Here is a 26,720-nt window from a genome sequence, read left to right as displayed (position 1 = left end):
CTCGACCAGCACAGCACCACCGACAGTCACACCACAGCTGCACCAAGTAGATGACGCGTCCTTGCGTCACCAACGAAAGGAAACCCCCATGGGTGGCACCGCAAACATGATCGGCCTCGGCCTCGCTGCGATCGGCCCCGCCATCGGCGTCGGCCTGATCTTCGCGGCCTACGTCTCCGGCGTGGCCCGTCAGCCCGAGGCGCAGAGCCGCCTCCAGGGCATCGCCATCTTCGGCTTCGTGCTCGCCGAGCAGTTCTTCATCATCTCCCTGGCGCTGGCGTTCGTCCTCAAGGCCTGACCGGGCTCCTCGCCCGAGCCAGCATTCATCCAGGAGTTGAAAGATGATCAACCAACTCTTCCTCGCAGCCGCTGAGGCCGCCGAGGACGAAGAGCCGAACCCGCTCGTCCCGCACCTCGCCGAGATCATCCTCGGTGCGGTCGTGGTGCTCATCCTCTGGTTCCTCATCTCCAAGTTCGTCGTCCCGAACTTCGAGAGGGCCTACGCCGAGCGCACCCAGGCGATCGAGGGCGGCATCGCCGCGGCCGAGACCAAGCAGGCCGAGGCCGACGCCAAGCTCGCCGAACTCGAGCAGCAGCTCTCCGAGGCGCGCCACGAGGCGGCGCGCATCCGCGAGGAGGCGCGCGAGCAAGGCGCGTCCATCGTCGCCGAGATGCGGCAGCAGGCGCAGGCGGAGTCCTCTCGCATCGTCGAGGCCGGCAAGGCCCAGATCGAGGCGGAGCGTCAGCAGGCGGTCACGTCGCTGCGCGCCGAGGTCGGCACCCTGGCGACGACGCTGGCAGGTCGCATCGTGGGCGAGAGCCTCGACGACGAGGCTCGCCAGAGCCGCGTGGTCGACCGTTTCCTGGCCGACCTCGAGACCGGCGCGCCGGGGGTCAACTGACATGAGCTCGGACTTCCGCGGAGCCTCGGCCGAGGCCGTCGCCACCCTGACCGACGAGTTGGACGGCGCGCTCTCCGGCGCGCCCTCGTCCGCCCCGTCGGTGGCAGCCGGGCTCTTCGAGGTCTCCCAGACGCTGCGTCACGAGGGTGCCCTGCGCCGCTTCGCCACCGATGCCTCCGTGCCGACCGAGGCCAAGACCGGTCTGGTGGGCGAGGTGCTGGGCGGCAAGATCGACGACGCCGCCCTGGCCCTGGTGCGCACCGCCGTCGGTCAGCGTTGGACGACCACCCGCGATCTCGCCGACGCCTTGGAGCACCTCAGCGTGATCGCGGTCGTCACCTCGGTCGGCGACGACTCCGAGCGGCTGGCCGACGAGCTGTTCACGTTCGCCCAGACCGTCAAGGACACTCCGGCGCTGCGTGACGCGCTGTCGGACCCCGCCCGCTCGGTCGCCGACAAGCGCACGCTCATCGAGGGACTGCTGGGTGGCAAGGCCCTGGCCGCCACCCAGACCCTGGCGGTCCAGGCGCTCCACGGCACCTACCGCACGGTCGGAGTCGCCCTGGCCGAGTACCAGAAGGTGGCCACACAGGTGCACGGCCGCGGTGTGGCCACCGTCCGCGTGGCTCGTCCGCTCTCCGAGGCCGACACCCGCCGTCTTGCCGAGGCGCTCAGCCGCCAGTACGGCCGCCCGGTCCACCTCAACACGGTCGTCGACCCCTCGATCCTCGGTGGCATCCTGGTCGAGATCGGCGACGACGTCATCGACGGCACGGTCTCCGGCCGCCTCGACGACGCCCGCCGGCAGCTCGCCGGCTGACCCACCCCAGACCACTCACTCCCTCGATTCCACCCCAGAGAGAAGGCACCACCATGACGGAGCTCTCCATCCGGCCGGAGGAGATCCGCGACGCGCTCCAGAAGTACGTCGCCGACTACCAGCCCGACGCGGCCAGCCGCGAGGAGGTCGGCACCGTCGCCCAGGCGGCCGACGGCATCGCGCGCGTCTCCGGCCTGCCCTCGGCCATGGCCAACGAGCTGCTGGAGTTCGAGGACGGCACCCTCGGCCTCGCGCTGAACCTCGACACCCGCGAGATCGGTGTCGTCGTGCTCGGTGACTTCGACAAGATCGAGGAGGGCCAGACGGTGCGCCGCACCGGCGAGATCCTCTCGGTGCCCGTGGGCGACGCCTTCATGGGCCGCGTGGTCGACCCGCTGGGCAAGCCGATCGACGGCCTCGGCGAGATCGAGTCCTCCGAGCGCCGGGCCCTCGAGCTCCAGGCGCCCACCGTGGTGCAGCGCAAGTCGGTGCACGAGCCGCTCGCGACCGGCATCAAGGCGATCGACGCGATGACCCCCATCGGGCGCGGCCAGCGGCAGCTGATCATCGGCGACCGCGCGACGGGCAAGACCACGATCGCGATCGACACGATCATCAACCAGAAGCAGAACTGGGAGTCCGGCGATCCGGAGAAGCAGGTCCGCTGCATCTACGTCGCCATCGGCCAGAAGGGCTCGACCATCGCCTCGGTGCGCGGAGCGCTCGAGGAGGCCGGCGCCCTGGAGTACACCACCATCGTCGCCGCTCCGGCGTCCGACTCGGCCGGCTTCAAGTACCTCGCCCCCTACACCGGCTCGGCCATCGGCCAGCAGTGGATGTACGACGGCAAGCACGTGCTCATCGTGTTCGACGACCTGACCAAGCAGGCCGAGGCCTACCGCGCCGTGTCGCTGCTGCTGCGCCGCCCGCCGGGCCGCGAGGCCTACCCCGGTGACGTCTTCTACCTGCACAGCCGCCTGCTCGAGCGCTGCGCGAAGCTCTCCGACGACCTCGGTGCCGGCTCGATGACCGGTCTGCCGATCATCGAGACCAAGGCCAACGACGTCTCGGCGTTCATCCCGACCAACGTCATCTCCATCACCGATGGACAGATCTTCCTCCAGTCCGACCTCTTCGCGGCCAACCAGCGCCCGGCCATCGACGTCGGCGTCTCGGTCTCGCGCGTGGGCGGTGCGGCCATGACGAAGGCGATGAAGGGCGTGACCGGCTCGCTCAAGGTCGACCTCGCGCAGTTCCGCGCGATGGAGGCGTTCGCCATGTTCGCCTCCGACCTCGACGCCGCCTCGCGCCAGCAGCTCGACCGCGGCCAGCGCCTCATGGCGCTGCTCAAGCAGCCGGCCTACTCGCCCTACCCGCTCGACGAGATGACCGTCTCGCTGTGGCTGGGCACCACGGGCCGCCTCGACGCCGTGCCGGTCGCCGACGTGCTGCGCTTCGAGCAGGAGTTCATCGACTTCGTCAAGCGCAGCCACGAGGGCATCCTCGCCGGCATCCGCGAGACCACGAAGTTCGAGGACGAGGACGGCCTGGCTGCCGCCTACGACGAGTTCGTGGGCCAGTTCGAGACCTCCGAGGGCGGTTCGATCAAGGCCGGCAAGGAAGAGGCCGAGGCCCTCGAGGACGACGAGCTCGACCAGGAGCAGATCGTCAAGCAGAAGCGGGGCTGACCATGGCCGTATCGCTGCGTGAGTACCGCGCGCGGATCAAGTCGACGGAGTCGATGAAGAAGATCACGCGCGCCATGGAGCTCATCGCTGCGTCGCGCATCATCAAGGCGCAGCAGCGGGCTCAGGCCGCCGCGCCGTACGCCCGGGAGCTGACCCGTGCGGTCTCCGCGGTGGCGACGTTCTCCAACGTCGACCACCCGCTGACCAGCGAGGTCGAGAACCCGACGCGTGCCGCCGTCCTGATCGTGACCAGCGATCGAGGTCTGGCCGGTGCCTACTCCTCGTCGGTGCTCAAGGAGTCCGAGCGGCTCGCCGAGCGGCTGCGCGAGGAGGGCAAGGAGGTCGTGCCCTACATCTGCGGACGCAAGGGCGAGGCCTACTACAGGTTCCGCGACCGCGCGGTGCAGCAGTCCTGGACCGGCTTCTCCGACCAGCCCTCCTACGACGTGGCGGCCGAGATCGGGCAGACCCTGATCGACGCCTTCCTCGACGACGAGGGCGTCGACGAGGTGCACGTGGTCTACACGCGCTTCGTCTCGATGCTCACCCAGGAGCCGCACGCCACCCGGCTGCTGCCGCTCGAGGTCGTCGAGGGCACCGAGGCGCCCGCCGACGGCGAGGTGTTGCCGCTCTACGAGTTCGAGCCCTCACCGGAGCGGGTGCTCGACGGGCTGCTGCCGCAGTACGTGCAGTCGCGCATCTTCTACTGCCTGCTCCAGGCGGCCGCCTCCGAGCTGGCCGCGCGTCAGAAGGCGATGAAGTCGGCGACCGACAACGCCGAGGAGCTCATCAAGAAGTACACCCGGATCGCCAACCAGGCCCGCCAGGCTGGCATCACCCAGGAGATCAGCGAGATCGTGGGCGGCGTGAACGCGCTGGCCGACGCGAACGCCGGTGCCGAGTAACCGCCGCAACATCGAGTGATACGAGAGACAGACATGACTGCCACCATTGAAGAGACCACCCAGGCCGGCGGCGCCAGCGTCGGTCGCATCGCGCGCGTGATCGGCCCGGTCGTCGACGTGGAGTTCCCCGTCGACGCGATGCCGGAGATCTACAACAAGCTCGAGTGCGAGATCACCCTCGGCGGCGAGACCACCGTGCTGCCGCTCGAGGTCGCCCAGCACATCGGCGACGGCATGGTGCGGGCGATCTCGCTCAAGCCGACCGACGGCCTCGTGCGTGGCGGCCAGGTCAGCGACACCGGCGGCCCGATCTCGGTGCCCGTCGGCGACGCGACGCTCGGCAAGGTGTTCAACGCCACCGGCGACGTGCTGAACCTCGAGGAGGGTCAGACCTTCGAGGTCGAGGAGCGTTGGGGCATCCACCGCAAGGCGCCGGCCTTCGACCAGCTCGAGTCGAAGACCAACATGTTCGAGACCGGCATCAAGGTCATCGACCTCCTCACGCCGTACGTGCAGGGCGGCAAGATCGGTCTCTTCGGTGGCGCCGGCGTGGGCAAGACGGTGCTCATCCAGGAGATGATCGCCCGGGTGGCCCGCGACCACGGCGGTGTGTCGGTGTTCGCCGGCGTCGGCGAGCGCACCCGCGAGGGCAACGACCTCATGGTCGAGATGGAGGAGGCCGGCGTGCTCGGCCAGACCGCCCTCGTCTTCGGCCAGATGGACGAGCCGCCGGGCACCCGCCTGCGCGTCGCGCTGTCGGCACTGACGATGGCGGAGTACTTCCGCGACGTCCAGAACCAGGACGTGCTGCTGTTCATCGACAACATCTTCCGGTTCACCCAGGCCGGTTCGGAGGTGTCGACCCTGCTGGGCCGCATGCCTTCGGCGGTGGGCTACCAGCCGAACCTGGCCGACGAGATGGGTGTGCTCCAAGAGCGCATCACCTCGACGCGTGGTCACTCCATCACCTCGATGCAGGCGATCTACGTGCCCGCCGACGACTACACCGACCCGGCGCCGGCCACCACGTTCGCCCACCTCGATGCCACCACCGAGCTCTCGCGTGAGATCGCCTCGCTGGGCATCTACCCGGCCGTGGACCCGCTCACCTCGACCTCGCGGATCCTCGACCCGCAGTACATCGGCCGCGAGCACTACGACTGCGCGATCCGCGTCAAGCAGATCCTGCAGCGCAACAAGGAGCTCCAGGACATCATCGCGATCCTCGGTGTCGACGAGCTCTCCGAGGAGGACAAGGTCATCGTGAGCCGGGCGCGCCGCATCCAGCGCTTCCTCTCGCAGAACACCTACGTCGCCAAGCAGTTCACCGGCATCGAGGGCTCGACCGTTCCGGTGGCCGACACCATCGAGGCGTTCAACAAGATCGCCGACGGAGAGTACGACCACGTGGCCGAGCAGGCCTTCTTCATGTGCGGCGGTCTGGACGACGTCGAGAAGAAGTGGGCCGAGATCCAGAAGAGCCTCTGATGGCCGACATCGGTACCGGCCTGATGGTCGAGATGGTCGCCGCCGACCGGACCGTGTGGTCCGGCGAGGCGTCGATGATCATCGCCCGCACGGTCGACGGCGACCTGGGTGTGCTGCGCGGTCACGCGCCGCTGCTCTCGCTGCTGACCGAGGCCGCCGTCGAGATCAGCACCCCCGACGGCGTGGTGCACGCAGCCGTCGACGGCGGTTTCATCTCGGTGGCCGACGACCGGGTCTCGATCCTCACCCAGCACGCGCTGCTGGCCGAGGAGATCCACATCGACGAGGCCAAGGCCGAGCTCGAGTCGGCCGAGGGCATGCCCACCGGCAACGAGCGCGAGCAGCGCATCCGGAGGGCCTCCTCGCGCATCCGCGCCGCAGAGGCCGCCGGCTGACGACGACCCCACCTCCTCCACCGCCCCGCTGTTGAGGCATGCCCTAGGGTGTGCCCTGGCGGGGCGGTGGCATGTCAGGGCCACCTCTCCCACGGTGTCGGTCGGGCCAGGTGATGGCGGTGTCGCGAGAGGGACCAGATGGCGTGGTGGCAGTGGCTGCTCGACTCCGCGGGCATGCTGCTCCTGCTGGTGGTCGGCTACGGCCTCGGCCTCGTCGTCCGGCGCCGCTGGATCGCCCGTGACGGCGGCACCTTCGAGCTGAGCCACCGCGTGCGCCACGGTCGCGGCGGCCGGGGCTGGTTGCTCGGGGTGGGCCGTTACTCCGGCGAACGGCTGGAGTGGTTTCGCCTCTTCTCGCTCTCGCCGAGGCCCAAACGCTCCTGGGCTCGGGAGCAGCTCAGCTACTCCGGCCGGCGCGACGCGCTGGGGGCCGAGCAGGTGTCGCTGTTCCCCGACCACCTCGTCATCGTCTGCCAGAGTCCGGACGGCGAGGTCGAGCTGGCCATGGGGCCGGCGTCGCTCACCGGCTTCCAGGCGTGGTTGGAGGCCAAGCCGCCGGGTGCGGAGATGCCCAGCTGAGGTGGCCGGACGCCGTGTTTTGACCGGTAAACGGCCGGGTGTGAGGATCGCGGGATGACCCTCGCCTCGTCGGTGCAGGCGCCCTCGACGGCGCTGCTCACGGCCCGTAACGCCGTGGCGACCTCCTTCGCGGTCAACGGTGCGGTCTTCGCGAGCCTGGTCTCGCGCCTGCCCGACGTGCGTCAGCGCCTCGACCTCTCCAACGGCGAGCTCGGCATGCTGCTGCTGGCGATGTCGGTCGGGTCGCTGGTGGGGCTGCCGTTGAGCGGCACCCTGGTCGGCCGTCTCGCCGCGTCGGGCGCGGTGCGGCTGGGGGCGGTCTGCGACACGCTCGGACTCGGCGTCGTGGCGCTCGGGGTCGTGAGCGGAGAGGTGTGGCTCGCGGCGTCCGGCCTGGCGCTGCACGGCTTCGGCACCGGCGTCTGGGACGTCGCGATGAACGTCGAGGCGGCCGACGTCGAGCGACGGCTGGGCCGCACGATCATGCCGCGCTTCCACGCCGGCTGGAGCCTCGGCTCCATCTCCGGGGCCGCCGTGGGCATCGTCGTGGTCGGTCTCGGCGTGCCGCTGCTGGCGCACCTGTGGGGCGTCCTCGTCGCCGCCCTGGCGACGGCCTGGGTGACCGCGGGCCGGTTCCTCACGGTCCGCCACGCGGGCGGTGGCGCGTCCGACCAGCACGCGGCCGAGCGGCGCTCCACCGGCTGGCGCGAGCCACGCACCCTGGCCATCGGCGTGATGGTGCTGTGCTTCGCCCTGGTCGAGGGCACGGCCAACGACTGGCTCACCCTCGGCCTCATCGACGGCTACGACGTGCCGCACTGGCTGGGGGTCGCCGGCTTCGCCCTCTTCGTGGCGGCCATGACGACGGGCCGGCTGCTCGGCCCGCGCCTGCTCGACCGCGCCGGGCGTCCCGCCGTGCTGTGGGGGAGCGCCCTGCTGGCCGGCGTCGGGGCCGTGGTGACGGTGCTCGGTGCGCGCCTCGACGGTGCCGGCGTGGCGGTCGCGGCCGCCCTCGGCATCGCGTTGTGGGGCCTCGGCGCGGCGCTCGGCTTCCCCGTGGGCATGAGCGCGGCGGCCGACGACGGCGCGCGAGCGGCCGGCCGGGTCGCCGTCGTGTCGACGATCGGCTATGGGGCGTTCCTCGCCGGACCACCGCTGCTCGGCCACCTCGGAGACCGCATCGGGACGCTCGAGGTGCTGCTCGCCGTCACCGTCTTGATGGTGCCGGCGTCGGTCACGGTGCTGGCCACTCGGCCGGCGCGCTCGCCGGCCTGAGCGACGACCTCGCTCAGCGTTCTCCGCCGGGCACCCACATCACGTCGCCCTGCACACGGTTCGCGTGGCGCGCCAGGATGAACACGAGGTCGCTGAGTCGGTTGAGATAGGTGATGGCCACCTTGTTCATGGTCTCGCCGTGCACCTCGAAGGCGGCCCACGCGGACCGTTCCGCCCGCCGGACGACGGTGCGGGCGAGGTGCAGGTGCGCCGCGCCCGGCGTGCCGCCGCTGAGGATGAAGGAGCGCAGCTTCTCCAAGGGCTCGTTGTACTCGTCGCACCAGGCCTCGAGCCGGTCGACGTAGGCGGGCTCCACGCGCAACGCCGGGAACTCGGGGTTCTCCACGACCGGGGTGCAGAAGTCGGCGCCCACGTCGAAGAGATCGTTCTGCACGGTGGTCAGCACCCCGGCGACGTCGTCGTCGAGGTCGCCGCACGCGATGGCCAGGCCGATGGTGGCGTTCGCCTCGTCGACATCGGCGTAGGCGTGGAGGCGCAGGTCGTTCTTGGTCGTCACGCTCATGTCGCCCAGGCGGGTCTCGCCGGCGTCGCCCGTGCGCGTGTAGATGCGCGTCAAGTTCACCATGGGCCACACCCTTGCACGTACGGTCGAGGCATGGTCTCGGTGGGCGAAGGATCCCGATGGGCGCGGCCGGTGCTGCTGGCACTGCCCGGAGTCACGCTGGCGGCGGCAGGGTTGTTCCACCCTCACCACCTGACCTACGACACCTCGTGGCGGTGGTTCGCCCTGCACGTGCCGGGCCTGCTCGTCTTCCCCCTGGTCGGCGCCGCGCTCGCCGCGCTCGTGAGCCACCGTCAGGATCCGATCGCCTGGATCGTGCGGCTCGCCGCCTACGTCTATGCGACCTTCTACACCGCCCTCGACGTCATCAGCGGCATCGGCGCGGGCTGGGTGACCCACCAGCTCGGACCCGACGTGCCACGCCCCGAGGCAGTGAGTCAGATGTTCCGGATCGGCACGCCGTTGGGGCGAGTGGGCGAGTGGGCCCTCCTCGTCGCCGTGTTGGCGATCGTCGTGGACCTCGCGGTCAAGCGGCGCATCGAGGCCCTGGCCGGGGTACTGCTCGTGCCGGGGGCGTGGTGCGTCCACCTCGACCACATCTTCTCGCCCACAGGGGTGACCGGCATGGTGCTGCTGGGCGTGGGTACCGCTCTCGTGGCCGCACGGCAAAATTTCTCGCCGCGTGGCGCAACCGAATCGCCCGTCGATGCGTCTTGACTGGTGAGAGCACGCGAGAGGAGAAACCTCCATGGCCGACGCCACTTCCCCTGTCATCAGCGTCCAGGGGTCGACCCTGGTGATGTCCGGCGCCCTCGATGCGCGCAGCAGCACCCGGGTGCGCGAGGCGCTCTACGCGCACCTGTCCGACCATCAGCACGTGGTCGTCGACCTCGACGGGGTGGAGTCGGTCGATCTCACCACGCTGCGGGTGCTCGCCGCGGCCAGTCGTGGGGCCGACCGTGAGGGTCGGCATCTCACGTTGCGCGGTTGCGGGCCCGCCGTGCGCCGGATGCTGCACCTGACCCATCTGATCCGGGTCGTCGACGTCGACCGGACCCCGTCCCTCACCGCGTCTGCCTGACCGCCGCGGCGCCCGGCGGGCCGGACGAGCAGTGGCCCCCGCCACACGGACTGGTGGTTACCGGCGCGTAGATCTCGTTCTACTCTTCGCCTATGAGTGAGTCCGCACCCCGTGATGCCCGCCCCCACGAGAGGGCCCCGAAGGATCGCCCCTGGGTCATGCGCACGTATGCGGGTCACTCCACGGCGGCCGCCTCGAACGCGCTGTACCGCAGCAATCTCGCCAAGGGCCAGACCGGGCTCTCCGTGGCCTTCGACCTGCCCACGCAGACCGGCTACGACCCGGACTCGCCGCTCGCCGTCGGTGAGGTCGGCAAGGTAGGCGTGCCGGTGCCCCATCTCGGTGAGATGCGCCGTCTCTTCGAGGACATCCCGCTGTCGGAGATGAACACCTCGATGACGATCAACGCCACGGCCATGTGGTTGCTGGCCCTCTACCAGGTCGTCGCCGAGGAGCAGGGTGGCGTACCCGAGGGCGAGTCGACGCCCGAAGAGGTGGCGGCGCTGCTGGCCGGCACCACGCAGAACGACATCATCAAGGAGTACCTCTCCCGGGGCACGTACGTGTTCCCGCCCGAGCACTCGCTGCGGCTGATCGCCGACACGATCGCCTACACGGTCCACCAGATCCCGAAGTGGAACCCGATCAACATCTGCTCCTACCACCTCCAAGAAGCCGGGGCGACGCCGGCGCAGGAGCTGGCCTACGCGCTGTGCACCGCCATCGCCGTGCTCGACCAGGTCAAGGCGTCCGGACAGGTCTCCGAGGCCGACTTCGAGCGCGTCGTCGGCCGGATCAGCTTCTTCGTCAACGCCGGTGTGCGCTTCATCGAGGAGATGTGCAAGATGCGCGCCTTCGTCGAGCTGTGGGACGAGATCACTCGCGAGCGCTATGGCGTGCAGGATCCCAAGATGCGGCGCTTCCGCTACGGCGTGCAGGTCAACAGCCTCGGTCTGACCGAGGCCCAGCCCGAGAACAACGTGCAGCGCATCGTGCTCGAGATGCTCGGCGTGACGCTGAGCAAGAACGCCCGGGCGCGCGCCGTCCAACTGCCGGCGTGGAACGAGGCGCTCGGCCTGCCGCGGCCCTGGGACCAGCAGTGGTCGCTGCGGCTCCAGCAGGTGCTGGCCTTCGAGTCCGACCTGCTCGAGTACGAGGACATCTTCGACGGCTCGAAGGTCGTCGAGGCGAAGGTGGCCGACCTGGTCGCCTCGGCCAAGGCCGAGATGGACCGGGTGCAGGCCATGGGAGGTGCCATCGCGGCCGTCGAGTCCGGCTACATGAAGTCCGAGCTGGTCTCGGCCCACGCCGCGCGTCGGGCCGCCATCGAGTCCGGCGAGGAGGTCATCGTCGGCGTCAACAGGTTCGAGACCACCGAGCCGTCGCCGCTCACGGCCGACCTCGACGGCGCCATCCAGGTCGCCGACCCCGAGGCGGACGCCGCCGCGAAGCGGTCGGTGGAGGAGTGGAAGGCCCGGCGTGACGAGGCCGGAGTCGAGCAGGCGCTGCGCGACCTCGCCGAGGCCGCCAAGGGCACCGACAACCTCATGACCGCCACGCTCGCAGCCGCGCGCGCGGGCGCGACCACGGGCGAGTGGGCCGGCACGCTGCGCGAGGTGTTCGGCGAGTTCCGTGCCCCGACCGGCGTCTCCGGCGCCGTCGGCGTGGCCGACGCCGGCGCCGAGCTGGCCGCCGTCCGCGAACGCGTCACGGCGACGGGCGACGAGCTGGGCGGACGCCTGCGGCTGCTGGTCGGCAAGCCGGGCCTCGACGGCCATTCCAACGGCGCCGAGCAGGTGGCCGTACGAGCGCGTGACGCCGGCTTCGAGGTGATCTACCAGGGCATCCGGCTGACGCCCGCGCAGATCGTGTCGGCCGCCGTGGCCGAAGACGTGCACTGCGTCGGCCTCTCGATCCTCTCCGGCTCCCACATGGAGCTGGTGCCGGCCGTGCTCGACGGCCTCGCCGAGGCGGGCATGGACGACGTGCCGGTCATCGTCGGCGGCATCATCCCCGACTCCGACGCCAAGCGGCTCGTGGAGCGCGGCGTCGCCGCGGTCTACACGCCCAAGGACTTCGGTCTGACCGAGATCATGGGCGGCATCGTCGAGGTGATCCGCACCGCCAACGGCCTCAGCTGAGGCCGCCGAGCCACCTCAGCACGCGCTGCTGCACCCGAGGAGCCGACTTCTCCAGCGTGAGGGCGGACCCGGTGTTGCGGAACGTCTTCGTACGCACGGCGGGGCTGCCGGAGAACGTCTGCCCGGTGGTGCCGCCACGCAGGCGGGCGTCGTCGGCGCCGTAGAGCTGGAGGACGGGGACGTCGATGCGCCCGCTCTCCAGGGCCAGGTCGGCGACGGTGGCCGGGAGGCTCGTGACGTCGCCGCACGGGATCGGCTGGCGGTGACGGGTCGCACCGCGCTGGATCGCGCGCGACGCGGAGGAGAACAGCAGCGCCCGGAAGTCGGCCGGGCTCGCGCCGAGGTTGGTCGTCGAGGCGCTGGTGCACGCACCGCCCTGCCTCGTGGCCTCCGAGACGGCGGCGGCCGATGCCGCCGCGGGATCCCACGACATGAGCACGAGGCCGTCGATCCTGGCCCCGTCGGCCGCCGCGAGCTGGGCGATGGCGGCACCGGTGCCCTGGCCCTGGAGCACCACGTGCGTTGCGTGCGGGGGCGTCCGGCCGGGGGTGTTGGCAAAGTCGTAGATGCCGGAGTAGAGATGCTGCACGATCTGCTCGACGAGCTCCGCCTGCGCGCCGAGGCAGGTGCTCCCGTCGCCGAGCCTGCTGCGCCCGTAGCCGAGCCGGTCGACCACCAGGGACAGCTCGCCGCGCCGGGCCAGGGCTCCGGCGTAGTCGGCGCGGCGGTGACCCCGGGCGTGCCAGAACCAGCTGCCGGTGCCGTCGTCGTGGAGCAGCACGTTGACGCGAGTGGGTCCGCCCTTGCCGAGCACCGAGGCGCGAGGCCCCACCAACTGGCCGTAGACCTGGTACTCCTCGCCGTCGGCGACGCAAGGCACGTGTGTCTCGTTGCTGTTGGTGAGGGTGAAGACCACTGCGCGCGTGATGACGCGGTCGCCGGTCGCCGCGTGCGCCGTGGTGACGGTCATCGCGCCGAGCCCGGCGCCGAACAGCGCCGCGGTGAGGGCGAGGGCCAGGGTCCGCACGAGGCGGAGGCGACGGGTGAGGGCAGGGGGCTGGAACCACATATTCTTGAACATACGTCAATAACGCAGGAATGGAGTAGTCACTCTGGTGTGACGTCACCCACGGCGTCGTGCTCACATGGGCGCTATGGCGAGGGTGGTACTGGTCGGTGCCGGCGTGGTGGGGCTCAGTTGTGCGGTGCGTCTGCTCGAGGCGGGGCACCGAGTCGACGTCCTCGCGCGCGATCTCGGGACGGAGACGACCTCCGGCGCCGCGGCGGCGATCTGGTACCCCTACCGCGTCGGCCCCCAGGGCCGCGTGACCGCGTGGTCTGCCCGCACCCGCGCCGTCCTCTCCGAGCTCGCCGCGCAGGTTGCGGTGAGCGAGCACGGGGTGCGGCTGGTGACGGGTACCGAGGTGCGCCGACACCCGGGCGGAGACCCGTGGTGGGCCGCCGCGGTCGACGACCTCGCGCGCACCACCGCCGTGCCGGCGCCCTACGCCGAGGGATGGACCTTCACCGCGCCGGTCATCGAGATGCCGCGCTACCTGCCCTGGCTCGCGGGTCGCGTGCGCGCTCTCGGAGGCACCATCACCCGCATGGCGCTCGCCGGCCTCCCGCGTGCGGACGTCGTGGTCGACTGCGCGGGGCTGGGCGCGCGACGCCTCGCCGTCGACACCTCGGTGCACCCCGTGCGCGGGCAGGTCGTGCGTCTGCGTCAAGTGGGTCTGACGCGGTGGTGGATCGACGACGAAGGGCCGACCTACGTCATCCCGCGCGGCGATGACATCGTGGTCGGGGGCACCGCGGACGAGGACGTCTGGTCGCGGACGGTCGATCCCGGTACCGCCCGAGCCGTGCTCGATCGCGCCGTCCGTCTCGTCCCCGAGCTCGCCGGGGCCGAGGTGCTCGGGCACCGCGTCGGGCTGCGTCCGGCACGGCCCACCATCAGACTCGAGACCGTGCCAGAGGACGGACGAACGGTCGTGCACTGCTATGGCCACGGCGGTGCCGGAGTGACCGTCTCGTGGGGTTGTGCCGACGAGGTGGTGAGTGAAGTCACCCGCATTGCGCAAGGCCGCGCCATCGCGTCGTCTGCCGACACAGGAAAGTGACTTTCGACCCTGCTCGACTCGCCGTATTGCTGGGACGGGAGCGACTGCGGCCTCGTAGCCTTGCGGGGTGGACAACAGCCTCGATCTCGGTGCGGGCTTGTGGGCTGGCATCTTCGAGGCGTCGCCCGATGCGATCGTCGTCGTCGACGAGTCCGGGCTGATCGTGGCCGCCAACCGCAAGTGTGAGCACGTCTTCCTGCGGGAGCCCGCGATGCTGGTCGGCACGAGCGTCGACGCGCTGGTGCCCTCGGCGGTGCGCCGGGGCCACCCGAGCCGCCGGGAGTCGTACTCTGCCGTGCACGAGGGCCGGGAGATGGGCCTCCTGGAGCTGGCCGCGGCGCGGGCGGACGGCACCGAGTTCCCGGCCGAGATATCCCTGGCCTCGATCCGGGCCGACGGCCGCACCTACACGTGCGCCACGGTGCGTGACATCACGCGCCGGGTGCGCGAGCGCGAGCGGTTCCGGGGGCTGTTGGAGGCGGCGCCGGACGCCATGGTGATCGTCGACGACCAAGCGCGCATCCAGCTCGCCAACCGTCAGGTCACGAACCTCTTCGGCTACGAGGCCTCCGAGCTGGTGGGCCAGCCGATCGAGATCCTCGTGCCGCAGCGCTACCGCGGCCACCACGTCGCGCTGCGCGACGGCTTCCTCGGACACCCCGGGGTGCGGCCGATGGGCTCGGAGCAGTTGCTCTACGCCGTGCGCAAGGACGGCACGGAGTTCCCGGTCGAGATCTCGCTGTCGCCGCTGGAGACCGCCGAGGGGGTGCTGGTCTCGGCAGCCGTGCGCGACGTGACCGAGCGGCTGCGCTTCCAACAGCAGGCCGACCGGGTGCGCGACGAGCTGGTCGCCACCGTGTCGCACGAGCTGCGCACCCCGCTGACCTCGATCATCGGCTACCTGGAGCTGCTCGGCGACCTCGAGGGCGACTCCCTCTCCGAGACCGGCCGCAGCATGCTCGACGTCATCGAGCGCAATGCGATGCGCGAGTTGCGCCTGGTCAACGACCTGCTCGATCTGGCCTCGCTCGACAACGGTCTCGGTTCCGCGTCGCTGTCGCAGGTGAGCCTGGGCGCACTGGCGCAGGCCTCGGTGCGGGCGGTCAACGAGGCGATCCTCGGAGCCGACCGCGAGGTCGAGTTCTTCTTGGGAGACGACGTGGTGGTGCGGGGCGACGCGGAACGGCTCACGCAGGTCTTCGACAACCTGTTGACCAACGCTTTCCGCTTCAGCGACGAGACGTCGCCCGTGCGGGTGACCGGTGGGCGCGACGGCGGCTGGGTGTGGTTCGAGGTGATCGACGCCGGTCGTGGCATCCCCGAGCACGAGCTCCCACACGTGTTCGACCGCCTCTTCCGGGGGGCCGATGCCGTGCGCGACCAGGTTCCCGGTGCGGGCCTGGGGCTGACCATCACGCGAGCCATCATCGAGTCCCACGGCGGGCGCATCGCCGCAACCAGCATCCCCGACGAAGGCACCACGGTGCGCGTCGAGTTGCCGCGCAGCACCACCGAGCCCTCAGCGGCGGCGCTCGCGTCGGGACCGCTTTCCGAGGATCCGGACGCCCAGCACGCCTAGCGCGGCCCCGAGCAGGGCTCCCACGAAAGCGCCCCAGCCACCCAGCCAGTCGCGATCGGCGCCGAGTGTCACGGCGCCCGCCGCGGCCAGCAGCATGATGAGCAGCCCCAGAGCGGCATTCCTCATGACCTCGCGCAGGAACAGTGCACTGAAGGAGGTCGCGGCGAGGGCATCGAGGACCGGAACGGCGCGCAGCACCGCCGTCGGTACCAGCGGGCCGTAGACGTGCGGGAAGGTCTCGCTGCTGCTCTCGGGGGCGTCGGCGGGTCGCTCCTCGCGGACCTCGGCACCGAGACGGTGTGTCTCGATCTCGAGCAGTAGCAGCGGCTCGTCCAACTGAGCGTAGAAGCGGGTGTAGACGCCGCGCCACTGGTCCTCGCGGCTGGCGTGGATGAAGCCCTCGTCGGCGAGGCTGCGCCCCAGCGTGGAGGTCGTGTAGGTGCCTGACTCGCGTGCCGCCAGCCAGTCGGCCTCAGTCGCGATGTGGAAGATCCGCACCGGGGCAACCTATCGGCGGCGGCGAAGCACAGGATCCGGACAGGTGCCCCCGACCTCTGGCACAGCGCCGAGCACCAGCGTGACCGCGTCGCTCGCTCCCGTCGAAAGGTCCGCCTCGTGCGCCTCCGCCTGCCCGCACACCGTCGTCTGACGATCGGCGTCCTCATCGTCCTCCTCGTGGCGTTGGGTGGTGGCACGGGAGCCTGGCTGTTGACCCGCGGCGACTCGGCCGTGGCGGCTTCGACGACTGCGACCGTGGAGACCCAGACACTGCAGACGACCGTCTCGGCCGACGGGACGTTGGAGCCGACGCGCACCCGTGACCTCGACTTCGACGTGTCGGGCACGGTGACCCGGGTTGCGGTTTCGGAGGGCGACACCGTGCGCAAGGGACAGATTCTGGCCGTCGTGGACGACACCGCCCTGGTCGCCACCCGGCGAGCGGCGGCCGCCTCCCTCGCCGCCGCGCGTGCACAGTTGGCCCAAGACGAGGACGACGACGCCTCCGACGTGCAGCTCGCCTCGGACTCGGCGGCGGTGGTGACCGCGCGCGCGACACTCGCCGACGCCCAAGACGCCGTCGAGGAGGCCACTCTGCGCGCGACCATCGGCGGCCTGGTCACCTCCGTCGGCGTGACCAAGGGCGAGGTGGTCGGCTCCTCTTCGGGTTCGACCGGCTCGAGTTCGGATTCGACCGGCTCGAGTTCGGGTTCGAGTTCCGGCTCGGCCTCGACCTCCACTGCGGCGGTCGAGATCGTCTCGGCGGGCAGCTACGTCGTCGACGCCACGGTCGGTGCGACCGATGTGGACTCGCTGCACAAGGGCCTGCAGGCCCAGCTCACCGTCTCGGGCGTCGACGACACGGTCTACGGCACGGTGCGCTCGATCGGGCTGGTCGCACAGACCTCGAGCAGCGGGGCTGCGGTGTTCCCCGTGACGATCGCGGTGACCGGACGGCGCAAGGATCTCTACGCCGGAACGTCGGTGACCGCCTCGATCATCGTCGAGCAGCGCGACGACGTGCTCGTCGTCGACTCGCGAGCCCTCCAGACCGACGACCAGGGCACCTACGTCACCCAGGTGGTCGACGGTCGAGACGTGCGTACCGCCGTCGAGGTGGGAGAGACCGTGGGCATGGCGACCGAGATCACGCAAGGCCTGCAGGCCGGCGACGTGGTGCGGGTGACCACCGGGTTCGGGCAACGCGGCAGTACCGGCCAGTCCGGTGGCCCGGAGGGCGGCCAGCAGCAGATGCCGGGAGGCGAGATGGGCCAGTCGGGCCAGGGCATGGACGGCTCCGGCGCGCAGCCGCCGGCGGGGGCCGGCCAGTGAGCGAGTCGATCATCACCCTTGAGGGCGTGCGCAAGACCTATCGATCCGGGAGCGTGGAGTTCGAGGCTCTGCGCGGGGTCGACGCCGCCATCGAGCAGGGTGAGTACGTCGCCGTCATCGGGCCGTCCGGGTCGGGCAAGTCCACCTTGATGAACATCCTCGGCTGCCTGGACAACCCGACCGCCGGCCGCTACCTGTTGGCGGGCGAGGACGTCTCGTCGATGAGCGAGACCCAGTTGGCCGAGGTGCGCAACCGACGCATCGGCTTCGTGTTCCAGCAGTTCCACCTGCTGGCAAGCCAGTCGGCGTGGCGCAACGTGGAGCTACCCCTCGTCTACGCCGGCGTGCCGCGTGCCGATCGCCGCGCGCGGGCGATCGCGGCGCTGACCCGTGTGGGGCTGGCCGATCGGGTGGACAACCGGCCGGGCGAGCTCTCCGGTGGTCAGCAGCAGCGGGTGGCTGTCGCCCGCGCGCTGGTGACCGAACCCGCCTTGATCCTCGCCGACGAGCCGACCGGCAACCTCGACTCGCGCTCGACCGCGGACGTGCTGGCGTTGCTCGACGAACTGCACGCCGCGGGCCGCACGATCGTGCTGATCACCCATGAGCACGACGTGGCCGCCCGGGCCGAGCGCAACCTGGTGGTGCGAGACGGCGAGATCGTGTCCGACGAGCCGGTCGCGGGGGTCAGCGCATGAGTTGGGTCGAGACGTTCCGTGCCGCTGCCGAGGCCGTCCGGGCACACCGCCTGCGGTCGGTGCTCACCATGCTGGGCATCGTCATCGGCATCGCGTCGGTCATCTTGACGGTGGGTTTCGGTCAAGGCGCCCAGAACGAGGTGAAGGACGAGATCAGTGCGCTGGGCAGCAACCTGCTCATCGTCTCGCCGGGCAGCAGCACCGATTCCTCGGGTACGCGCGGCGGCTTCGGGTCTGCCACCACCTTGACCCTCGCCGACACCACGGCGATGTCCGACCGTTCCGTCGTGCCCGATGCCCGAGCCGTGGCGCCGACGGTCTCCAGTCAGACCTCGCTCGTGAACGGCGACACCAACTGGACGACGTCCATGGTCGGGACGACGACCTCCTGGCCGCAGGTGCGCGCGCGTTCCGTGGCCGAGGGCCGCTTCTTCTCGGAGTCCGAGGCCGCGGCCGGCGCCGATGTCGTGGTCCTGGGCCCGGACACGGTCGACGAACTCTTCGCCGACGTGCCGGACCCCGTCGGCCAGACCGTGACGGCCGGTGGTCGAACCCTGACCGTCATCGGGGTGCTCGACGCCTCCGGCGCCTCCTCGAGCGGGAGCTCGGAGGACGACGTCGCGGTCATGCCGGTGGCTTCGGCGCTGAATGTCAGTGGGTCGACCTCGACCGCCGTGTCGACCGCCTACGTGGAGGCCACGTCGGGGGCCACGCTCTCGGCGGCCTACCAGGAGATCGACGCGTTGCTGCTGACCCGGCACGCCGTCACTGCCGACGACGCGGACTTCACCATCTCCACGCAGGACTCCCTGGTGGAGACGGCCAATGCCACCAACGCGACGCTCACGGTGCTGCTCACCGGCGTCGCCGCGATCTCGCTGCTCGTGGGGGGCGTGGGCGTCATGAACATCATGCTGGTCTCGGTCACCGAGCGCATCCGCGAGATCGGCCTGCGCAAGGCGCTGGGCGCCACGCCGCGCGTCATCGGCCGGCAGTTCCTCGTCGAGGCATCGCTGCTCGGCCTCACCGGCGGACTCGTCGGACTGCTCGTGGGGGTGGTCGGCTCCTGGGCGTTGCCGGCACTCATCGACCAACCCGTGACGCTCTCGCTCACCGCAGCTGCCGCAGCGCTGGCCACCGCGCTCGCCTTGGGCGTCGGGTTCGGGGTCTACCCCGCCACGCGCGCCGCTCGGTTGACCCCGATCGATGCGTTGCGCAGTGAATAGCCGGCGTTCTCGCACCACCCCTCCCCGTCATCCGTCCCCACTCGAGAGGAACCCCATGCGGATCCCCGCCCCCCACCGATCCACCCTCGCCCTGGTCGCGCTGAGTCCCGCGCTGGCCCTCGCCCTCGCGGCCTGCGGCGGTGGCGAGACCGCCGCCGACACCGGTGCGACGTCCACCACGTCGGCCGCCCCCTCGGGAGGCCCGGGCAGCGGATCGGGGATGCAGCCAGGCACGAGCGGTGAGATCGCTGCGGTGAGCGGTCACACGCTGCAGGTGCAGGGAGCCTCGGCGCAGGTGGCGGTCTCGTGGACGGCGCAGACCACGTTCACCCAGCAGACGAGCGCCGACCTGGCCGACGTCGAGGTCGGATCCTGCGTCGCGGTCAGGGAGGAGACCGCCTCGACCGCCTCAGCCGGCTCCGACTCCGAGCCGGGTGCCGCGACCTCGGTCTCGATCACGCCGGCCGACGACGACGGCAGCTGCTCCCTGGGCCTCGGTGGCGGACCCGGTGGGGCCGAGGGCGGCGGGCCGTCGGGCATGCCCAGCGATCGGCCCAGTGACATGCACAGTGACATGCCCAGCGATCGGCCCACCGACATGCCCTCGCCGGGGGCGGGTGCCGGCGTGCCCGGTGGCGGCATGCCAGGCTCCCTGGTCGTCGGAACGGTCACGGCCACCTCGGCGGACGGCTTCACGGTGGCCCCCTCCGCGCCGGGCGACGGACCGTCGTCGTCCTCGTCGTCCTCGTCGGAGAAGGTGGAGGTCGCGGTCGACAGTGACACGACGTTCACCGCGCGGGAGTCCGCGACGGGCAAGGACGCCACCGTGGGCCGCTGTCTGACGGCGCAGGGAGAGGCCGACTCGACCGGTTCGGTCACCGCGACCAGCATCAGTCTGAGCGACCCGGTCGACGGCACCTGCAGCAGCGGTTTCGGTGGGGGAGGGCCGGCCCGGTGAGGATCCGTATCGCGGTGATCGCCTCGGCCTTGGTGGTGGCCTCCGGCGGCGGGTACGCCGCGTACGCCTCGGGCGGTGACACCCCCTCCTACCGCACCATCGTGGCGAGCACCGGCGACGTCGAGCAGACCCTCGATCTCGCCGGCACCCTGGAACCCGCCGGCCGGGCCGATCTGGCCTTCGCGACCACAGGCACGCTCGACCGGGTCTCGGTGCGGGCCGGTCGGACGGTCAAGGCGGGAGAGGTGATCGCGCACCTGCAGACCTCCTCGCTGCGTCACGCCGTGCAGCGAGCCCGGGCCCAGGTGGCCTCCGCCAGGGCTCAACTGGCTCGCGACGTCGACAGTCAGGCGGCGGCTGTCTCCACCTCGAGCTCTACCTCGGGCTCCTCCTCGGGCTCCTCCTCGGGCTCCTCCTCGGGCGGGGGGTCGAGTTCGTCCGGCACGCATCCTTCGGGGTCGGGGCAGTCATCGCAGGGATCCGCGGGTGGCCACTCCGCGAGCGCGGGGGAGGACACCGATCCAGAACAGATCCTCGCCACGCTCGCCGATGAGCAGGCGGCGGTGGTCGCGGCGCAGTCGGCGGTGAGCGCGGTGATCGCGACGGCGACGGAGGATCTCGCGACCCAGCAGTCGGTGTGCTCGGCAGCCGTCTCGACTCCACCCAGCGAGGAGCCGTCGGCGTCGAGCGACCCGACCAGCAGCCCGACCAGCACCCCGTCGAGCGAGCCGACCAGCACCCCGTCGAGCGAGCCGACCAGCGAGCCGACCAGCGAGCCGACCAGCGAGCCGACCAGCACGCCGACATCGATGCCGGTGACCTCGGCCGACTGCTCGGCCGCGCTCTCTCAGGTGCAGGCCGATCAGCAGACGGTGGCCGATGTGCAGACGACCCTGCAGGCCGCCCTCGAGGATCTGGCGGCAACGCTGGGCGACGCCGTGCTGGCGGTCTCGGACTCAGCCAGCACCTCGGCCAGCACCTCAGCCAGCACCTCCGGCAGCTCGTCGAGCAGCGGGTCGAGCAGCGGGTCGAGCAGTCGGTCCGGCGGCACGTCGACCGGCTCCAGCGCCGGGTCGGCGTCCCCGAGCGGGACCGACCAGACGCCGACGGCCGCGACGCTGGCCTCGGACCAGGCGTCGATCGACCAGGCGCGGGCCGACCTGGTGCAGGCACGCGCGGAGTTGTCGATGGCCACCATCTCCGCGCCGTTCAGCGGCCGGGTGGTCGAGGTAGACGCGGCGGCGGGCGACTCGGTGGCCTCGGGGAGCACGGTGGCCGTGCTCGTCGCCTCGCGGACCACCACCTTCACGGTCGCGGTCGACTCCGACCAGGTGCCCGCGCTCAGCGTCGGCCAGATCGCACACGTCACTCCTGCCGGGTCCACACGCGGCTACCACGCCACCGTCACCGCGGTGAGCTCGATTCCCGACAGCGACGGCGACTACCCGGTGACGCTCACCCTGAGCAAGAAGGGGCTGGACCTGGCGACGGGTCTGACGGCCACGGCCTCGGTGGTCACCGGTTCGGCCGAGGGCGTGGTCACCGTCCCGGCCTCGGCCGTCTCGGACGGAACGGTGCTCGTGCTCGGGTCCGACGGCAGCGCTCGGCGTACTCGGGTCACCACCGGAGTGGTGGGCGCGACGACGGTCGAGATCACCGACGGCGTCGCGGCCGGTGACGAGGTGGCGCTGGCCGACCTGGACACGCCGCTGCCGACCACCGACGACAGCCAGACCGGCACCCAGGGTTTCCCCGGCGGCTCCGGCGGCCCGCCCGGGATGCAGGGTGGCATGCAGGGTGGCATGCAGGGTGGACCGCCCGGAGGTTCGGGCGGGGGACCGCAGCGCTGACGCACCGCTGGTTGAGCCGTGAGGAGCGCCAGCGACGAGCGCGTCGTCCGGTGGTTGAGCCGTGAGGAGCGCCAGCGACGAGCGCGTCGTCCGGTGGTTGAGCCGTGAGGCCGTTCACGGCCGAGCGCGTCGAAACCCCGTACGGCGCTGTCGCACCGGTGGTTGAGCCGTGAGGAGCGCCAGCGACGAGCGCGTCGAAACCCCGTAACGGGCAAGGCAACATCTTCTCCACAGATCCCCGTCACACCTTCCGATAGAACTGGTGTTCGACTAGAATCGGGTCGTGACCACGGCTCCCGCACCCCAGCCCTCGGAGCTGTTGAGCGCTGCGGTGTCGGCGCAACGCGAAGCCCAAGCCGCCGAGACCCGGCTCTGGGAGGCGGCCGCGGAGTGGTGTGCCGCGCACGCCGAGGGGCATGTGCCGGACTGTGTCGCCGGCGGCCCGCTCGGTGTCGTCACCGACGAACTGCTCGCGGCCTATGAGGTCGAGGGTGGTGACCGGCTCATCGGTGCCGGTGGCCCGGGCACGCCGCTGGTGGCTCAGTTCGCGATCATCGAGCTCGCCACCGCCCTGGGGCACTCCGATGCTTCGGGTCGGGCGTTCGTGGGTGCGGTGATGGAGACCCGGTTCCGCCTCCCACTGCTCTGGGAGGCCATGACCTCCGGGCGCGTCGCACCGTGGCGGGTACGCCGCATCGCCGAAGAGACCATGCGCCTCGGGCCTGAGGCTGCTGGGTTCGTGGACCGGATGATCACCCCCATCGCGCACAAGACCGGCCTGCGCGCCCTGGACGGTCTCGTCGCGGACGCGATCGCCCGCTACGAACCCGAAACGCACGAGGCCGAGATCGCCGACGCCCACGCCGCCAAGCACGTGACGATCGAGCTCGACCAGTCCGGGCGATCGACTATCCAGGGGGCCATCTGCGCGTTCGACGGCCTCGTGCGGCTCGACGGGCTCCTGGACCGTGCCGATGCCGAAGACCTCGACCACGCCCTACGCCACCTCGCCGCCGAGCAGTCCGCGCTCGGCTCACCGCTGGACCTCGGCGAACGACGTGCCGCCGCCCTGGGCCAGCTCGCCCGGAACCAGACCATGCTCGACCTCGCTGGTCAGGTCACCGGCGGCGTGGTTTCGACGCGCTCGGCCGTGGACGGCCTCACGGCTCAACCACCAGGCTCGGTGGTGGTTTCGACGCGCTCGGCCGTGGACGGCCTCACGGCTCAACCACCAGCCCCGCCGGTGGTTTCGACGCGCTCGGCCGTGGACGGCCTCACGGCTCAACCACCAGCCTCACCGGTGGTTTCGACGCGCTCGGCCGTGGACGGCCTCACGGCTCAACCACCAGCCTCACCGGTGGTTTCGACGCGCTCGGCCGTGGACGGCCTCACGGCTCAACCACCAGGCTCGGCGGTGGTTTCGACGCGCTCGGCCGTGGACGGCCTCACGGCTCAACCACCAGGCTCGGCGGTGGTTTCGACGCGCTCGGCCGTGGACGGCCTCACGGCTCAACCACCAGGCTTGCCGGTGATGGACGGCCTCACGGCTCAACCACCGGGCTTGCTGGTGGTTGAGCCGCCGGATGCCGAAGGCGAAGGCGTGTCGAAACCACCCCAACCCACCACGCTCCCCACCACGGTCCCCGCAAGCGTGCCCGCCCGCCAACTCGTGCTCCACGTGCGCCTCTCCAGCGAAGCCATCACCAGCACACCTGGCATCGACCCCGCGACCGGTGCCCTGGGCATCCACCTCGCCCGCGTGTCCACCGCCACCGGTGCACACCGGGCGACGGTGACCGCCGCCCAGGTCGCGACCTGGGCCGGCAACCCCGACACGAAGGTCATCGTCAAGCCCGTCGTAGACCTCGCCGAGACCGTGAGCGTGGATGCCTACGAGATCCCCGACCGCATCGCCTACCGAGTCACCGAGCAGCGCCAGACCTGCGCCTTCCCCCTCTGTCCCAGGTCGGCGATGCGCGCCGATCTGGACCACATCGACGAATACGTCTCACCATCAGAAGGCGGGCCGCCCGGCCAGACCGGCACCGACACCCTCGCCCCGCTGTGCCGCACCCACCACCGCGCCAAGACCCACCCCAGCCCCAGCCACCAGGCAGGCCGATCCGAGAGACGCTGGCGCTACCGCCGCATCCGCCCCGGGCTCTACCTCTGGACCAGCCCCCACGGCCGGCACTTCCTGGTCGACCCCGACGGCACCGAACACCTCACCTGACCCACCACCCCGGTGAACGAGCGGGTGACGCGCGCTGCCCGCCCACCGGGGCGGTCAGAACAGCCGTTCCGTCGGGTCGTCGAGCCCGCGGAGCGCGTCGTAGTCGACGACCGCGCAGGTGATACCGCGGTCCTCGGCGAGCACGCGCGCCTGCGGCTTGATGGCCTGGGCGGCGAAGATTCCGCGCACGGGCCCCTTGGTCGTGAGGATCGCGTCGCGGTTGAGCAGGTCGAGGTAGCGGGTCAGCTGTTCGACGCCGTCGATCTCACCACGTCGCTTGATCTCGACCGCGATGCTGAGCCCGTTGCCGTCGCGGCACATCAGGTCGACGGGGCCGATGGCGGTGGGGAACTCGCGCCGTACCAGGGTGAGTCCCTCGGCGAGGGTCGTGGGGTGGTCGGCGAGCAGCTCTTGGAGGTGCTTCTCGACGCCGTCCTTCTGCAAGCCCGGGTCGACCCCGAGTTCGTGAGAGGAGTCGTGCAGCACCTCGGCGAGCAGGATGCGCAGCGTGTCGGCGGGCCCCTTGCCCGAGGCGGTGCTGGTGACGACCCACTCGACCTGGCCGTCGTCGGTGGTGCCTTCGCGCAGCGTGCAGGGCGGCGACATCCAGTTCAGCGGCTTGTAGGAGCCGCCGTCGGAGTGCACGAGCACGGAGCCGTCGGCCTTGATCATCAACACCCGCGTGGCCATCGGGAGATGGGCGGTCAGCCGCCCGGCGTAGTCGACCTGGCACTGCGCGACGACGAGTCTCACGCCGCCGCAATCTACCGGCCGGCCGCGTCGCGCCCGACACGCCATATCCGTAGGGGTGATCGCTGAGGATTCTCAGGTTCCTCATACTTGATGCGCATGAACCCCGTGGAAGTACATCCCTGGCTCGTGCCCCTGGCGGAGAAGGCGTCCGACTCCGGTGGTGGCTGGATCGCCCACCTCGAGGAGGCCATCAACTCCGGCTTCGACCCGATCGCGACGGCCGTGACGTCGGTGGTGTTCTGGAAGCTGCCCCTCGGCGTCTACTCGTTCCCAGCGATCGTGCTGTGGCTCGTGGTGGCCGCCGCGGTGTTCACGGTCTACTTCCGTGGCATCCAGTTCCGCTCCATGCGGGTGTCGCTCGACCTCGTGCGTGGCAAGTACTCCCGGGCCAGTGACCCCGGCGAGGTCACGCACTTCCAGGCGCTCGCCTCCGCGGTGTCCGGAACGGTGGGCCTCGGCAACATCGCGGGCGTGGCCGTGGCGGTCACCGTCGGTGGGCCCGGGGCGATGTTCTGGATGGTGCTGGCCGGGTTGCTGGGCATGTGCACCAAGTTCGTGGAGTGCACGCTCGGGGTGAAGTACCGCGAGGTGCACGACGACGGCACCGTCTCCGGCGGGCCGTTCCGGTACCTGCCGGTCGCCTTCGAGCGGTTCGGCCCCGTGGTCAGCAAGATCGCGGTGGGCATCTTCGCGGTGGCGCTCATCCTGTTCGGTGCCCTGGGCGGCAACGCCTTCCAGTCCAACCAGACCTACGCGCAGGCGGTCAACGTGACCGGCGGCGCCGGAGAGAGCTTCTTGGACTCCGACCTGATGTCGTTCGTCTTCGGCCTGGTGCTGGCCGGCCTCGTCGGTGTCGTCATCATCGGCGGCGTCAGCTCGATCGCGAAGGTCACGAGCAAGCTCGTGCCGATCATGGCGTTCATCTACATCGGGGCATGCCTGCTGGTCATCGGGTTCAACGTGACTGCCGTGCCCGAGGCCGTCGCGCGCATCCTGGCCGGCGCGTTCGGCGCCGACGGCATCACCGGAGGCGCGATCGGCGTGCTCATCGTGGGCTTCCAGCGAGCCGCGTTCTCGAACGAGGCCGGGGTGGGGTCCGCGCCGATCGTGCACTCGGCCGTCAAGACCAAGCACCCAGTGAGCGAGGGCTTCGTGGCGCTTCTCGAGCCGTTCATCGACACCGTCGTGATCTGCTCCATGACCGCCCTGACGATCGTCATCGCCGCCGACGGCACGAACTACGACGAGCTGATCGGCTCCGAGATCAGCAACGACAACGGGGTCACCTTGACCTCGGACTCCTTCGACACGTTCCTGCCCGGCTTCGACAACGTACTGGCGGTGGCCGTGGCGTTGTTCGCCTTCTCGACGCTCATCACCTGGTCGTACTACACGATGCGCGCGTGGACGACGCTGGTCGGCAAGACACGGTTCAACGAGAACTTCTTCAAGGTCATGTTCTGCGTCTTCACCGTGCTCGGTGCGGTCGTCGACCTGGGCTCGGTGCTCGACTTCGCCGACGCCATGCTCTTCGTCTGCGCCGTGTTCAACCTGCTCGCCTGCTACATCCTGCTGCCGAAGGTGAAGGAGGAGGTCGTGAGCTTCCTGCGCGGCATCCGAGAAGGAGAGATCGCCGAGGTGCCGGTCGAGGAGCGGGCCACCACCTGACGCCC

25 protein-coding genes are annotated in these 26,720 nt (G+C 70.7%); 21 read left to right on the top strand and 4 right to left on the bottom strand.

Annotation, left to right across the window (positions count from 1 at the left end; translation table 11 throughout):
- The first annotated feature begins 88 nt into the window (after positions 1 to 88).
- The 9 genes from ISG29_RS14065 to ISG29_RS14025 all read left to right on the top strand — a co-directional run bounded on the left by ISG29_RS14065 (position 89) and on the right by ISG29_RS14025 (position 8,052).
- Complete coding sequence (locus tag ISG29_RS14065) at positions 89 to 298, top strand: ATP synthase F0 subunit C (RefSeq protein WP_194504079.1); 210 nt, start codon at positions 89 to 91, stop codon at positions 296 to 298.
- 43 nt (positions 299 to 341) lie between these two features.
- On the top strand, positions 342 to 902 hold the full coding sequence (locus tag ISG29_RS14060; RefSeq protein ID WP_194504078.1) for a F0F1 ATP synthase subunit B: 561 nt from the start codon (positions 342 to 344) through the stop codon (positions 900 to 902).
- Position 903: 1 nt separating this feature from the next.
- Positions 904 to 1,722, top strand: a complete 819-nt coding sequence (locus tag ISG29_RS14055; protein WP_194504077.1) for a F0F1 ATP synthase subunit delta — start codon at positions 904 to 906, stop codon at positions 1,720 to 1,722.
- A gap of 53 nt (positions 1,723 to 1,775) precedes the next feature.
- Positions 1,776 to 3,410 carry a F0F1 ATP synthase subunit alpha gene (gene atpA / locus ISG29_RS14050; protein WP_194504076.1) on the top strand — a complete coding sequence of 545 codons (1,635 nt, stop codon included), beginning with the start codon at positions 1,776 to 1,778 and terminating at the stop codon, positions 3,408 to 3,410.
- Positions 3,411 to 3,412: 2 nt separating this feature from the next.
- The gene (locus ISG29_RS14045; protein ID WP_194504075.1) at positions 3,413 to 4,315 is read left to right on the top strand and encodes a F0F1 ATP synthase subunit gamma; all 903 of its coding nucleotides are present in this window, start codon (positions 3,413 to 3,415) and stop codon (positions 4,313 to 4,315) included.
- A gap of 18 nt (positions 4,316 to 4,333) precedes the next feature.
- Positions 4,334 to 5,803, top strand: a complete 1,470-nt coding sequence (atpD, locus tag ISG29_RS14040; protein ID WP_407940224.1) for a F0F1 ATP synthase subunit beta — start codon at positions 4,334 to 4,336, stop codon at positions 5,801 to 5,803.
- A complete protein-coding gene (locus tag ISG29_RS14035) occupies positions 5,803 to 6,198 on the top strand; it encodes a F0F1 ATP synthase subunit epsilon (RefSeq protein WP_207793128.1) in 396 nt (131 codons plus the stop codon). The genes atpD and ISG29_RS14035 overlap by 1 nt, the downstream gene beginning before the upstream one ends.
- A 138-nt stretch (positions 6,199 to 6,336) precedes the next feature.
- Positions 6,337 to 6,777, top strand: a complete 441-nt coding sequence (locus tag ISG29_RS14030) for a DUF2550 domain-containing protein (protein WP_194504073.1) — start codon at positions 6,337 to 6,339, stop codon at positions 6,775 to 6,777.
- Between the two features lie 54 nt (positions 6,778 to 6,831).
- The gene (locus ISG29_RS14025; RefSeq protein ID WP_194504072.1) at positions 6,832 to 8,052 is read left to right on the top strand and encodes an MFS transporter; all 1,221 of its coding nucleotides are present in this window, start codon (positions 6,832 to 6,834) and stop codon (positions 8,050 to 8,052) included.
- Positions 8,053 to 8,065: 13 nt separating this feature from the next.
- Here the strand turns inward: ISG29_RS14025 and ISG29_RS14020 are convergent, their stop codons facing one another.
- Positions 8,066 to 8,638 (bottom strand): cob(I)yrinic acid a,c-diamide adenosyltransferase, encoded by a 573-nt coding sequence (locus ISG29_RS14020; RefSeq protein ID WP_194504071.1) that lies wholly within the window; start codon positions 8,636 to 8,638, stop codon positions 8,066 to 8,068.
- Positions 8,639 to 8,668: 30 nt separating this feature from the next.
- Here ISG29_RS14020 and ISG29_RS14015 point away from each other — a divergent pair, with 30 nt between their 5' ends.
- The 3 genes from ISG29_RS14015 to ISG29_RS14005 all read left to right on the top strand — a co-directional run bounded on the left by ISG29_RS14015 (position 8,669) and on the right by ISG29_RS14005 (position 11,797).
- On the top strand, positions 8,669 to 9,292 hold the full coding sequence (locus tag ISG29_RS14015; protein ID WP_194504070.1) for a hypothetical protein: 624 nt from the start codon (positions 8,669 to 8,671) through the stop codon (positions 9,290 to 9,292).
- Between the two features lie 31 nt (positions 9,293 to 9,323).
- Positions 9,324 to 9,656, top strand: coding sequence for an STAS domain-containing protein (locus tag ISG29_RS14010; protein ID WP_194504069.1), 333 nt, complete (start codon positions 9,324 to 9,326; stop codon positions 9,654 to 9,656).
- Positions 9,657 to 9,748: 92 nt separating this feature from the next.
- Positions 9,749 to 11,797: a protein meaA gene (locus tag ISG29_RS14005; protein WP_194504068.1), complete on the top strand. Its 2,049-nt coding sequence runs from the start codon at positions 9,749 to 9,751 to the stop codon at positions 11,795 to 11,797.
- Here ISG29_RS14005 and ISG29_RS14000 read toward each other — a convergent pair.
- Positions 11,790 to 12,866 carry an alpha/beta hydrolase gene (locus ISG29_RS14000; RefSeq protein ID WP_194504067.1) on the bottom strand — a complete coding sequence of 359 codons (1,077 nt, stop codon included), beginning with the start codon at positions 12,864 to 12,866 and terminating at the stop codon, positions 11,790 to 11,792. The two genes, ISG29_RS14005 and ISG29_RS14000, sit on opposite strands and share 8 nt — an antisense overlap.
- Before the next feature lie 85 nt (positions 12,867 to 12,951).
- On the opposite strand from ISG29_RS14000, the gene ISG29_RS13995 reads away from it, so the two are divergent.
- The gene (locus ISG29_RS13995) at positions 12,952 to 13,920 is read left to right on the top strand and encodes an FAD-dependent oxidoreductase (RefSeq protein WP_194504066.1); all 969 of its coding nucleotides are present in this window, start codon (positions 12,952 to 12,954) and stop codon (positions 13,918 to 13,920) included.
- Positions 13,921 to 13,987: 67 nt separating this feature from the next.
- Positions 13,988 to 15,499, top strand: a complete 1,512-nt coding sequence (locus ISG29_RS13990) for a PAS domain-containing sensor histidine kinase (RefSeq protein ID WP_194504065.1) — start codon at positions 13,988 to 13,990, stop codon at positions 15,497 to 15,499.
- On the opposite strand, the gene ISG29_RS13985 is transcribed toward ISG29_RS13990, so the two are convergent.
- The gene (locus tag ISG29_RS13985) at positions 15,440 to 15,997 is read right to left on the bottom strand and encodes a DUF952 domain-containing protein (protein WP_194504064.1); all 558 of its coding nucleotides are present in this window, start codon (positions 15,995 to 15,997) and stop codon (positions 15,440 to 15,442) included. The genes ISG29_RS13990 and ISG29_RS13985 overlap by 60 nt on opposite strands.
- Positions 15,998 to 16,114: 117 nt before the next feature.
- Here ISG29_RS13985 and ISG29_RS13980 point away from each other — a divergent pair, with 117 nt between their 5' ends.
- From ISG29_RS13980 to ISG29_RS13955, 6 genes are all read left to right on the top strand, one after another.
- Positions 16,115 to 17,329: an efflux RND transporter periplasmic adaptor subunit gene (locus ISG29_RS13980; protein WP_194504063.1), complete on the top strand. Its 1,215-nt coding sequence runs from the start codon at positions 16,115 to 16,117 to the stop codon at positions 17,327 to 17,329.
- 26 nt (positions 17,330 to 17,355) lie between these two features.
- Positions 17,356 to 18,027 carry an ABC transporter ATP-binding protein gene (locus tag ISG29_RS13975; RefSeq protein WP_328829178.1) on the top strand — a complete coding sequence of 224 codons (672 nt, stop codon included), beginning with the start codon at positions 17,356 to 17,358 and terminating at the stop codon, positions 18,025 to 18,027.
- Positions 18,024 to 19,253 (top strand): ABC transporter permease, encoded by a 1,230-nt coding sequence (locus ISG29_RS13970; RefSeq protein ID WP_194504062.1) that lies wholly within the window; start codon positions 18,024 to 18,026, stop codon positions 19,251 to 19,253. Before ISG29_RS13975 ends, ISG29_RS13970 begins: the two co-directional genes overlap by 4 nt.
- 55 nt (positions 19,254 to 19,308) lie before the next feature.
- Positions 19,309 to 20,211, top strand: a complete 903-nt coding sequence (locus tag ISG29_RS13965; protein ID WP_194504061.1) for a DUF5666 domain-containing protein — start codon at positions 19,309 to 19,311, stop codon at positions 20,209 to 20,211.
- The gene (locus ISG29_RS13960) at positions 20,208 to 22,061 is read left to right on the top strand and encodes an HlyD family efflux transporter periplasmic adaptor subunit (RefSeq protein WP_194504060.1); all 1,854 of its coding nucleotides are present in this window, start codon (positions 20,208 to 20,210) and stop codon (positions 22,059 to 22,061) included. The genes ISG29_RS13965 and ISG29_RS13960 overlap by 4 nt, the downstream gene beginning before the upstream one ends.
- Before the next feature lie 283 nt (positions 22,062 to 22,344).
- Entirely contained in the window at positions 22,345 to 24,294 is a 1,950-nt protein-coding gene (locus ISG29_RS13955) for an HNH endonuclease signature motif containing protein (protein WP_194504059.1), read from the top strand.
- Between the two features lie 54 nt (positions 24,295 to 24,348).
- On the opposite strand, the gene nucS is transcribed toward ISG29_RS13955, so the two are convergent.
- The gene (gene nucS / locus ISG29_RS13950) at positions 24,349 to 25,092 is read right to left on the bottom strand and encodes an endonuclease NucS (RefSeq protein ID WP_207793127.1); all 744 of its coding nucleotides are present in this window, start codon (positions 25,090 to 25,092) and stop codon (positions 24,349 to 24,351) included.
- Between the two features lie 51 nt (positions 25,093 to 25,143).
- Between nucS and ISG29_RS13945 the strand changes: the two genes are divergently transcribed.
- A complete protein-coding gene (locus tag ISG29_RS13945; protein ID WP_207793126.1) occupies positions 25,144 to 26,715 on the top strand; it encodes an alanine/glycine:cation symporter family protein in 1,572 nt (523 codons plus the stop codon).
- Positions 26,716 to 26,720: the final 5 nt, after the last annotated feature.

The organism is Nocardioides acrostichi, from assembly GCF_015319165.1.
Classification (GTDB): domain Bacteria; phylum Actinomycetota; class Actinomycetes; order Propionibacteriales; family Nocardioidaceae; genus Nocardioides; species Nocardioides acrostichi.
The sequence above is the reverse complement of the archived record's forward strand: the minus strand, read 5'-3'. Positions and strand labels throughout refer to the sequence as shown.